Source organism: Streptacidiphilus pinicola (assembly GCF_003258295.1).
GTDB lineage: Bacteria > Actinomycetota > Actinomycetes > Streptomycetales > Streptomycetaceae > Streptacidiphilus > Streptacidiphilus pinicola.
Window position 1 is genome coordinate 1 of sequence record NZ_QKYN01000123.1, and the last position, 9,854, is coordinate 9,854.

At 73.6% G+C, this 9,854-nt stretch carries 9 protein-coding genes and 1 pseudogene; 2 read left to right on the top strand and 8 right to left on the bottom strand.

Annotation, left to right across the window (positions count from 1 at the left end; genetic code table 11):
* Positions 1–228: 228 nt before the first annotated feature.
* Positions 229–369 (bottom strand): annotated as a pseudogene (locus DN069_RS29220) (aminoglycoside phosphotransferase); the annotation flags it as partial.
* A gap of 163 nt (positions 370–532) precedes the next feature.
* Here DN069_RS29220 and DN069_RS29225 point away from each other — a divergent pair.
* Positions 533–904 carry a hypothetical protein gene (locus DN069_RS29225; protein WP_133260076.1) on the top strand — a complete coding sequence of 124 codons (372 nt, stop codon included), beginning with the start codon at positions 533–535 and terminating at the stop codon, positions 902–904.
* A 21-nt stretch (positions 905–925) separates the two neighbouring features.
* On the opposite strand, the gene DN069_RS29230 is transcribed toward DN069_RS29225, so the two are convergent.
* From DN069_RS29230 to DN069_RS29245, 4 genes are all read right to left on the bottom strand, one after another.
* A complete protein-coding gene (locus DN069_RS29230; protein ID WP_111506021.1) occupies positions 926–3,286 on the bottom strand; it encodes an FtsX-like permease family protein in 2,361 nt (786 codons plus the stop codon).
* Entirely contained in the window at positions 3,283–3,996 is a 714-nt protein-coding gene (locus tag DN069_RS29235; RefSeq protein WP_111506023.1) for an ABC transporter ATP-binding protein, read from the bottom strand. Before DN069_RS29235 ends, DN069_RS29230 begins: the two co-directional genes overlap by 4 nt.
* Positions 3,993–4,520: a PadR family transcriptional regulator gene (locus DN069_RS29240; protein WP_111506025.1), complete on the bottom strand. Its 528-nt coding sequence runs from the start codon at positions 4,518–4,520 to the stop codon at positions 3,993–3,995. The genes DN069_RS29235 and DN069_RS29240 overlap by 4 nt, the downstream gene beginning before the upstream one ends.
* Positions 4,521–4,610: 90 nt before the next feature.
* On the bottom strand, positions 4,611–5,831 hold the full coding sequence (locus DN069_RS29245; protein ID WP_111506027.1) for an aminotransferase-like domain-containing protein: 1,221 nt from the start codon (positions 5,829–5,831) through the stop codon (positions 4,611–4,613).
* A 150-nt stretch (positions 5,832–5,981) separates the two neighbouring features.
* On the opposite strand from DN069_RS29245, the gene DN069_RS29250 reads away from it, so the two are divergent.
* Positions 5,982–6,971 (top strand): LLM class flavin-dependent oxidoreductase, encoded by a 990-nt coding sequence (locus DN069_RS29250; protein WP_111506029.1) that lies wholly within the window; start codon positions 5,982–5,984, stop codon positions 6,969–6,971.
* A 13-nt stretch (positions 6,972–6,984) separates the two neighbouring features.
* Here DN069_RS29250 and DN069_RS29255 read toward each other — a convergent pair whose 3' ends face one another.
* From DN069_RS29255 to DN069_RS29265, 3 genes are all read right to left on the bottom strand, one after another.
* On the bottom strand, positions 6,985–7,575 hold the full coding sequence (locus tag DN069_RS29255; RefSeq protein WP_341538512.1) for a TetR/AcrR family transcriptional regulator: 591 nt from the start codon (positions 7,573–7,575) through the stop codon (positions 6,985–6,987).
* A gap of 97 nt (positions 7,576–7,672) precedes the next feature.
* Positions 7,673–8,695, bottom strand: coding sequence for a hypothetical protein (locus DN069_RS29260; protein WP_111506033.1), 1,023 nt, complete (start codon positions 8,693–8,695; stop codon positions 7,673–7,675).
* Positions 8,692–9,660 carry a helix-turn-helix domain-containing protein gene (locus DN069_RS29265; RefSeq protein WP_111506035.1) on the bottom strand — a complete coding sequence of 323 codons (969 nt, stop codon included), beginning with the start codon at positions 9,658–9,660 and terminating at the stop codon, positions 8,692–8,694. Before DN069_RS29265 ends, DN069_RS29260 begins: the two co-directional genes overlap by 4 nt.
* Positions 9,661–9,854 lie beyond the last annotated feature (194 nt).

A 9,854-nucleotide genomic window follows, 5' to 3' on the forward strand; every position in this document is an offset into this window, starting at 1 on the left:
GCCCGCCGGGGCGGCGGGCACCACCGCGGCCCCCACGACCACGGCGGCCGCCACGGCGACCAACCCGGCCCGACCGGGCCCACCCGCGACGTTCCCCTGCGCTTGAACACAACCCCTCCCGATGCCTGTGTCCCATCCCCTCCGGACACCCTCAGCCTCCCGGACCACCGCCCCCACGTCTCTGTCCCCCGGACCCTCTTCCGGGGTGGTGCAGGCACCACCCCGGCGTCAGAGGCCCTTCAGGTCACGTTCCAGCGCGGACCGGCCCGCGGGTCCCCAGTGCGGCTTGCCGCCGGGCAGGCCACGGTCGCCCGCGCGGCCCATCGCCATCAGGAACAGGCACTTCATCGCCGCGAGCCCCCGCGCCCGGCCAGGTCGGGATGCTGTTCCCGCAGCAGCTCGCGGACCAGGTCCGCGCTGATCTCGATCTCGGAACCGATCATGCGGAGCACAGTACGTGAGGTCGCCTCCGCTCACCGGGGCGCTCGATCAAGTCGCTCGAAAATCGAAAATCTGTTCCTATACTGGAGGGGTGAACAGCTCGCCCGTCCCACCCGGCTGGCCGGAGCGCGTGCAGCCGCCAGGCAGTCCCGGCTGGGAGGAGTCCGCCCGTAGGTGGCTCTATGACCAGGTGCCGGGCGAGTGGCGGCGGTATCACGTGCTCTACAAGCACCCGCTGATGCTCGCCCGCGACGTCCGGTACCTCACCGACGGCGCGCTGCAGGTCGCCCGCAGCGCGTACTCGCGGGCGCGCGTGGAGCTCGCCGACCACTTCGAGCCGCATGCCATCGAGGAGCGCCTGCGCGCCTACGCGGAGGAGGGCGCGCGCCTCAACGTGCTGTCGCGACAGGTGCAGCTCGTCGAGGACGCGCTCTCGGGCGTGCGCTGGGTGCCGAAGCTCTGACCGGCCGGGCGAGCAGGGCGGCTACTCCGTGCGCAGCCCGTCCGCGCGCATCATGCGCCACAGCGCGGGCAGGCTGAGCAGGGTGGCCGCCGCCACGGCGCCCGCGCCGGCGGCGAGCAGGACGCCGGCGGCGCCCCAGTCGACGCCGACCGGCTGCCCGGTCACCCGCAGCAGCAGCGCGCCCAGCCCGATGCCGCCCGCCAGGGCCAACGGCAGACCGAGCAGGATCGGCACCGCGCTCTGCCACAGCACCGACAGGGCCAGCGTGGACCGCTTCGTGCCGAAGGCGACCAGCACCGCGAGCAGGCGCTTGCGCTCCCGCAGCTGCTCCGTCGTGGAGACGGCCATGCCCAGGGCGATGAGCAGGAGCGTCACCACCGCGCCGACGAGCAGGCCGCGCCGGATGTTGGCGAACTTCCGGTCCGTGGTCGTCGTGGAGTAGGCCTCGAGCTGCAGCCCGGGGACCACGGCGGAGACCGCGGTGCGGGCGCGTTCGATCGCGTCCCCGTCACCGGGCGCGAGCCGCACCACGCTGCTCAGCTGCGGGTGGGCGAGCCGCCCCGGGGCGAGTGCCTGCGGTGTGGCGAAGACGCCCGTGTGCGTGGAGCCGTCGGGTGCGCGACGCGCCGCGACGGTGCGCAGCGTGGTCGGGATCGTCCAGGGGGACGGTCGCGCGGACCGACCGTCGGTGCTCGTGTCGTCGGCGTTCAGGTCGAGCCGCTGCCCGGGGTGGACCGACGCCCCGGGCAGGGGGCCCTGCCCGTCGCTCACGCCGCTCGCCCCGGGCGGGACGTCGTAGACGCCGCCCGGTCGGCAGCCGCCGATCGCCGCGTACTCGACGAGCGTCGCGCAGTCGCCCACCGCGACCGTCAGCGGCTCCGGCGAGCCCGGGACCGTCACGTACATGCTGAGCAGGCCCGTCGCACCGAGCACGCCGGGAGTGGAGCGCAGCCCGGTGATCACCCGCTCCGCCACGTCGGGGCCGGTCAGCGTGGCCTCGATCCCGGCCTGAGCACGCGTCAGGTCACGCCCGGTGGACGTCGTGTACTGGCTGCTCACGCCCCCGAACAGGCTCTGCACGGCGATCGCCCCGGCCACCGCCACGACGACACCGCTGACGGTGCGCGCCGCCGCGCCGCCGGAGAGCTGCAGCCGCCGGCTGCCGAGCTGCAGCGGTACCGGCCCGCGGCCGAGGCGACCGACCACCCGCTCCATCAGCCAGGGCAGCAGCAAGGTCACACCGACGAGCAGGGAGGCGACCCCGGCGATCAGCCGGCGCTGGGCCGAGTCGCTGAAGGTGTCGCCCAGCGTGGTCGTGAGCAGCAGCAGGACGCCGAGCGCGGGCAGGAGCAGCCGCCACCAGAGCCGCCGCCTCGGCGGGCGGGCCGCCCGGACGACGCCCAGCGGCTCGATGACGACGCCGCGCAGCGAGACCGTGGTCACCACCAGGGCGCAGAGCGGGACGGCGAGGGCGATCAGGCCGACCAGCCAGCCGCGCGGGGTGAGGTCGGAGGGGAAGACGCTCAGCCCCAGCAGCTGCACCCGGGCCACCAGTTCGCGCGCCACCGCGAACACCAGCAATCCGGCGGGCAGCCCGAGCACCGCGCCGACCAGGGCCTCTCCGGCGGCGACCCGGTGCGTGCCGCGGATGTCCACACCGACCAGGCGGAGTGCCGCCAGCCGTCGATCCCTTCGTTCGCCGCCGATGCGGACGGCGGTGGCGACGAAGACGCCGACCGGGATCAGCAGTACCAGGAAAGTGACGACGGTCAGCAGCGTCAGCATCGGCGACAGGCCGTCGGTGATCGCGTGACCGCCGATGCTGTTCGTGCGGTACACCGCACCCGCACCGGAGTTGTCCGAGGTCGGCGAGAGCGTGGCGTCGCCGGCGTAGTAGGCCAGCTCGCCCGGCTCCACCAGACCCGCGTCACCGACCGTGCCCACCTCCCGGTAGGGAAGCCGCTGCTTGAGCAGCGCGCCCCCGGGCGCGGCCAGCAGCTCGCGCAGGGCGGGGGAGACGTACATGGTGCCGGGGCCGGGCCAGGCGGACAGGCCGGGCGGGGTCGCCACGTGCGGGCCCTCCGGCCTGACCAGCTCGCCGTGGACGGCCGCGCCGTGGAACTCCGTGTCCGCGTCCCGGACCAGCAGGGTGTCGGCGCCGGCGGCGAGCGGCGGGCCGTAGTACATGAGATCGCGCTCCGCGCCACGCGTGTTCCGGGCGTTCATCATCCCGGGCAGGGCGGTGGCGAGCATGAGCAGGGCGACGGCGCAGCCGACGCCGAAAGCGGTCAGCAGGGTGCGGAACCAGCCCTCGCGCCCGCTGAACGCGAACCGCGCGCCGAGGCCGAGTTCGCGGGACCAGGTGTTCAGCCGGGTGTTCACAGCGCTCCCGCGGTCAGATCGGCCGTGGTCCGCCCGTCGCGGACGACGATCTCCCGGTCCGAGTACGCGGCGACCCGGGCCTCGTGGGTGACCAGCACGACGGCCGCCCGGGTCTCGCGGGCGGCGGCGGAGAGCAGCCGCATCACCCGCTCGCCGTTGAGCGAGTCCAGCGCGCCCGTCGGCTCGTCGGCGAAGACGACCCGCGGCTCGCCCACCAAGGCCCGTGCCACCGCCACGCGTTGGCCCTGACCGCCGGAGATCTCCCCGGGCCGCTTGGGCCCTGAGTCGGTGACCTCCAGGCGTTCCAGCCAGGCCGCGGCGCGCCGCTCGGCGTCCCGCCGCCGGGCGCCGGCGAGACGCAGCGGCAGCGCGACGTTCTCCAGGCAGGTGAGTTCGGGCACCAGCTGCCCGAACTGGAAGACGAAGCCGAACTCCTCCCGCCGCAGCGCGCTGCGCTCGGCGTCTCCGAGGGCCGACAGCTCCCGGCCCGCGTAGCGCACCGTGCCCTCGTCCGGCTTCACGATGCCGGCGAGGCAGTGCAGCAGCGTGGACTTGCCCGAGCCGGAGGGGCCCATCACGGCGACGATCTCGCCCGCGTCGACGGTGAATCCGGCGCCGTCCAGGGCGGGGGTGCTTCCGTAGGCCTTGCGCAGCCCCCGGGCACTGAGCAGGGGCTCGGGGCCGGGCAGGCCGCTCGTCGTGTCCGTCATGCCACGACCACCGCGGTACGGAGCTGGTCGAGCCGGGCGGCCGTCAGCTCGAGCCAGCGCAGGTCCGCCTCCAGGTGGAACAGCGCGTGGTCGCAGATCAGCTGGTCCACCAGGTCGCCCTCGGTCTTGCGGCGGGTGAGCTCGCGCATCAGGCGCAGGTGCTCGGAGCGCTGGGCGTCCAGGATGGCCTCGGCGCTGCGGTGGGTGAGCAGCGCGATGACGACCTTGGTGTACAGCGTGTTCTGCAGGTACGGCTCGGGCTTCTCGGGCGTCCTGAGCCACTGGGCGACGTCCGTGAGTCCGGCGTCGGTGATGGCGTAGCGCTTGCGTTCCGGCCCCTCGCCCGGCTCCACGCCTTCGACCTCGACCAGGCCGTGCTTCAGCAGCCTGGCCATGGTCGAGTACACCTGCCCGTAGTGGAGCGGGCGGTCCTGACCGAAGCGCGCGTCGAACTCCCGCTTCAGGTCGTATCCGTGGCTGGGCCCGGCCTCGAGCAGGCCCAGCAGGGTGTGTCCGATGCTCATGGCCCGACTATACACATGATGTATACGCGTGGTGTGTAGTCGGTCGAGGCCCGGTAGGCGATCGTCGGGCGGCCTCGGGCGGCCGTCAGGTCACCCGAAGGAGCGCGTCAGACGGCGCAGGCCCTCGGCGATCTCGTCCGGGGTGTGGGTCACGAAGGACATCCGCAGCGTCGCCGGGTCCGGGTCGCCGGCGAAGAACGGCGCGCCGGGGACGAAGGCGACGTCGTGGGTGACGGCGGTGCGCAGCAGCGCGGTCGCGTCGTGGCCGGCGGGGAGGCGGACCCAGAGGAACATGCCGCCGTCGGGCCGGTTCCAGTCGCTGCCCGCGGGCAGTGCGGCCGGGAAGCCGGCGAGCAGCGCGTCGCGCCGGTCGCGGTACGCGGCGCGGACGGTGGCGAGGTGGGCGTCGAGGTCCGCGTCGGCGAAGTAGCGCGCGGCGGCGGCCTGGTCGACGGTCGAGGTGTGCAGGTCCGCGGCCTGCTTGGCGATGACGCAGGCCCGGCGCAGCGCGCCCGGCGCGCGCAGCCAGCCGAGGCGGAGGCCGGGCGCCATGATCTTGGAGAAGCTGCCCAGCAGCACCGTGCGGTCCTCCGCCCCCGGGTAGCTGGAGATCCACGGCACCGGCTCGCCGCTGTAGCGGAGCTCGCCGTACGGGTCGTCCTCGACGACCCACAGCCCGCGCCGGGCCGCGATCTCCGCGACCGCGGCCCGGCGCTCCGCGGGGAGCGTGCGGCCGGTGGGGTTCTGGAAGGTGGGGATCAGGTAGAGCAGCTTCGGCCGCTCCGCGGCGACCAGGGCGTCGAGCGCCTCGGGCAGCACGCCGTCGTCGTCGGTGGGGACGGCGACCACACGCGCCCCCGTGAAGCCGAAGACCTGGAGCGCGGCCAGGTAGGTGGGGTCCTCCACCAGCACGGTGTCACCGGGCTCCAGCAGCGCGGTGGCCAGCAGCGACAGGCCCTGCTGCGAGCCGCCGGTGACGAGCAGGTCGTCCGCGTCCGTCGGCAGGCCGCGCGCGGCGAGTCGGGCGGCGACGGCCGCGCGCAGGGACGGGTCACCCTCGGTGGTCGAGTACTGCAGCGCCTGCCGCGGTGCCTCCCGCAGCACCGCGTCGTACGCGGCACGCAGCCCCGCGGCGTCGAAGAGCTCGGGGGCCGGCAGGCCGCCGGCGAAGGAGATGACCTCGGGGCGTGCGGTCAGCGCGAGGATCTCCCGGACGGGGGAGGCGCCGACCCCGGTGGCGCGGGCGGCGAGAGCGGGAACGGTGGCGGGAACGGTGGCGCGGGCGGTGGTGGGCGTCGTGGTCTCGGTCATACCGATGCAGCGTAGGAAGAAATACTCGGACGTCCGAAGGTATTTCACATCCCGGGCATCGCCTGCCTGTTCTCTTGTGCGGGCGGGGGTGGTACCCATGGCCGATAGCTGACGAAGCGTCAGCTGTCCGCGCCTGGAAGGGACGAGCCCGTGACGCTCACCACGCTGCGCTTCAACCAGGTCGCACCCGGCCTCGACCGCAAGGACGTCGCCGCCCGGTACCGTGCCACCGTCGAGATGGCCGCCCACGGCGAGGCGCACGGCTTCGACCTGATCACGCTGGAGGAGCACCACGGCGTCGTGGACGGCTGGAGCCCGGCGCCGATCACCACCGCCGCGGCGATCGTGGGGGCGACCAGCCGGATCCCGCTGATGCTCTGCGCGTTGATCACGCCGCTCTACGACCCGCTGCGGCTGGCCGAGGAGCTCACCGTGCTGGACCACCTCGGCGACGGGCGGGTCACCACCGTCGCCGGGATCGGCTACCGGCCCGCCGAGTACGAGCTGATGGGTGTCGACTGGAAGCGGCGCGGCCGGATCCAGGACGAGGTGCTGGGCGCGCTGCTCGCCGCGTGGACGGGGGAGGAGTTCGAGTACCGCGGTCGCACGGTGCGGCTCACCCCGCCGCCGCTGAGCGCGCCGCACCCGCCGCTGATCGTGGGCGGCTCGTCCAAGGCGGCGGTCCGCCGCGCCGTCCGGTTCCGGCTGCCGCTGTTCACCGCCGCCTACCTGCCCGAACTGGTCGACTACTACGCGACGTTGGCCGAGGAGGCGGACTGGCACGAGGGCTTCGTGCTGTTGCCGCCTGAGCGCACCCGGATGGTCCACTGCACCGACGACCCCGACCGCGCCTGGGCCCGGTACGGCGAGCACTTCCTGCACGAGGCCCGCACCTACGCCTCCTGGCAGACGGCGGCCATCCGCTCGGCGGTCTCGACGAAGGCCCTGACCGTCGACCAGCTCCGCGCGGAGGGCGTCTACTGCTGCCTCACCCCGGACCAGTGCGTGGCCGCCGCGGCGGAGGAGGGCCCGATGGGCACGCTGCTGCTCCACCCGATGGTCGGCGGCATGCCCGTCGAGGCGGGCTGGGAGAGCCTGCACCTCTTCACGGACAGCGTGATGCCGAGGATTCGCCAGTAGGTGCGCGACTGCCTCACTCGGCGGACAGGTAGCCCCGGAGCAGCTTCTTGCACTCCGCGATCAGCAGCGGGTCGCCCTCCGCGTCCTGGCGGAAGGCCAGTCGGAGGACCGCGTCGGCGCACTCGAGGGCCACGTGGAGGGAGACGCGCGCGGTGGCGCGGTCCTCGCCGCCGATGAGGTCACCGAGCAGGGCCCAGAGACGGTCCGCGACGGCGGCGTTGTTCTCCAGGACCGAGTCCAGCAGGTGCACGCTCTGCGCGTCCTCGCGGCCGACCGCGCCGAAGTCGACGACGCCGAAGCCGGGGACGGCGCGGTGCATGGCGACGTACTCCTCGACCGCGAGGTCGACCAGGGTGGCGACGTCGGAGGGCCGCTCGGCCTCCATGCGGCGGGTGAGCCGGTCGATGAAGTGTTCGAGGTTGCGCTCCGCGAGTGCGCCCAACAGGCCGTCGATGCCGGGGAAGAACTGGTACAGCGTCCCGATCGGGACCTCCGCGCGGCGGGCGACCTCCTTGGTGGTCAGCCCGGTGTATCCGACCTCGTCGAGCAGGCGCGCGGTGGCGTCCAGGATGCGGTCGAAGCGCTCCTGACTGCGTCGCTGCACGGGCCGGCGGCGGACGGTTCCTTCGGATGACGCGGGAACGTGCATGGCCTCACTCTGCCTGATCGGGTGCGGCCTTGGCGAGTCACTCATATGAGTTTCACTCGCGTTCTGGATCGGGGCGGGACCGGGCCTGCCGCGCCTCCGCCGCCGCGAGGGCCGCGCCGAGTTGGAAGAGGGTGCCGGCCCCGAAGGCCTTCTTCAGGTCGGCGATCTGCGCGGAGCAGGTACGGGTCTTCAGTCCGGTCCGGCGCATGATCTGGGCCTGATCCAGCCCTTCGCGAAGGAGCGCTGCGATCTCCTGCTGGAGGGGAGGCAGGTCGGCGAGGGAGGGCTGGTCGGCCTCCAACGGATGGCCTTGTCGCCAGAGCGCCAGGAAGACCTGGCGCAGAAAGGCGACGACGGTGGGCTCGGACACGAAGCAGGCGGCCATGCCGGCGGGCGGAGCCGTCATGGGGATGACCGCGGTGGTGCGGTCGATGAGGATGAGGCGCCCGATGAGCCGTGTGCTGGTGCGGAACCGGGCCCCCTCGCCGGTGAGGACGCGGACGTACCGCAGGACGTTCGGGTCCTGGCGGACCGATTCGGAGTACAGGGTGCGCCAGGTCAGCCGGTGTGCCGCGTCCCGGTCCCGTGGCGTGACGTTGTCGAGGAGGTGCGACGGCCGCTCGCCCGGCTGCAGGCTGAAGACCTCGCGCGTGGCGGCCGCCATCAGCTGCCCGATGCGCGCGTTGATCTCGCGACGGCCCCCGACGGCCTCGAAGCCGCCGTTGCGGCCGGCCGCGTCCACGGGGCCGGCGTCGTAGGCGGCCACGAGGGTGTCCAGGTCGGCCGAGAGCCGTTCCAGCGCGTCGAACCGCTCGATCGCCTGGTGGCGCAGGTGCGCCAGCCACCGGGCCCGCGCCAGCACCGGGTCGACGGCGGTGAAGTGGCGGGCGGCGGACACCGCCGCGTTGGGGTCGGTGAGGCCGATCAGCCCGCAGTCGAAGAGCTCCTTGCACGGCGGGTCGTCGTCGATCGTGGGCACGGTGAGGCGGTAGACGCCGCCGTGGTCGAGGATCTCCTGGAAGAGCAGCTCCGCCGCCCGGCTGAGCGGCGCTCCGCCTCCGGCGCCGGAACTCACCAATGCCCCCGGGTGACCGCTGCGCCGAGCTGGAACAGCGAGGCGACGTCGAAATCCGACTTGAGCAGGGCGATGTACTTGTTCAGGGTCCGGGGGGCGAGACCGAGCTCCCTCCCGATGGCGGCCTGATCCAGGCCCTCGCCCAGGAGATGGAGGATCGACCGCTTCAGGCGCTCGGTGGCGTCGGCGCTGTCCGCGTCGGGAACGAACGGGTGGGCGTCCTCCCAGATGGTGAGGAAGACGCCGCGCAGGTAGTCGACCGCGGCCGGGTCGGTGATGAGGGCGACGGTCTCCCTGCCGGTGGGGTCGCGCTCCAGGTCCGCGGGGATCACGGCGGTGGTGCGGTCGAAGACGAGCAGGGGCTCGATCAGGTGGTCCTCGGTCCGCACCTCGCCGCCGGCCTCGACGACGGCCGCGGCGTGGGCGCGGTGCGCGGGCAGGAAGCGGGCGGCCGTCCGCAGGACGGTCCGCCACCGGAACCCGGGACCCCTGTTCGCCAGGGTCCGGCGGAACACGTCCTGGCCGCCGTCATCCGGCATCCGCTGCCGCAGGTCCAGCAGTTCCTCGGCGCAGCCGTCCGTCAGCGCGGCGAGGCGGCGGGCGACCTCTGCCCTGCCGGTGGCGATCTCCGAGACGCCGCTCGTGGTCCCGCCCGGGGGGACGCTGCGGTGGAACTCCCGTGACAGGCGGGCGACCACCGCGGGCAGCTGCCGGGCCGCGCTCAGCTTGAGCAGGGCGTCCTCGTAGTAGGGCGCCCCGAGCTCGATCTTCGCGAGTCGGGGGTCGACGGCGACGAGTCCGCCGGCCTCGGTGTCGGGTTCCAGCAGCGAGAGCCGGACGAGCTCGTCGACCAGGGGCCGCTCGTGGTCGGGGACGTCCGCCGGCGCGAGTCGGGCGCCGTCGGTGCAGACGCGCTTGTAGTACGCCTCGGCCGCCTGGCTCAGCCTGCGTTCTCCTCCGCTCACGGGCCGACCCTCCTCCTCGCCGCCGGCGCTCGAAGATCGCGGCGTGGCAGGACTATAGCCACCGTGTGAGCCGGCTCCTCCGTGTGCCGCTTGTAGCAGATGCAGCTTTCGGCACGCGGCAAACCATTGATCCAGCCGTGGCCACCGGAAAGTCTTGTGCCCCGGGGGGACCCGCGGGGGCTCGGGGGGAACCG

What these genes read in the sequence shown, in the direction of transcription:
- DN069_RS29235 (WP_111506023.1), bottom strand. Translation starts at nt 3,996, where the DNA reads ATGACGGACACGACGAGCGGCCTGCCCGGCCCCGAGCCCCTGCTCAGT.
- DN069_RS29240 (WP_111506025.1), bottom strand. Translation starts at nt 4,520, where the DNA reads ATGAGCATCGGACACACCCTGCTGGGCCTGCTCGAGGCCGGGCCCAGC.
- DN069_RS29245 (WP_111506027.1), bottom strand. Translation starts at nt 5,831, where the DNA reads ATGACCGAGACCACGACGCCCACCACCGCCCGCGCCACCGTTCCCGCC.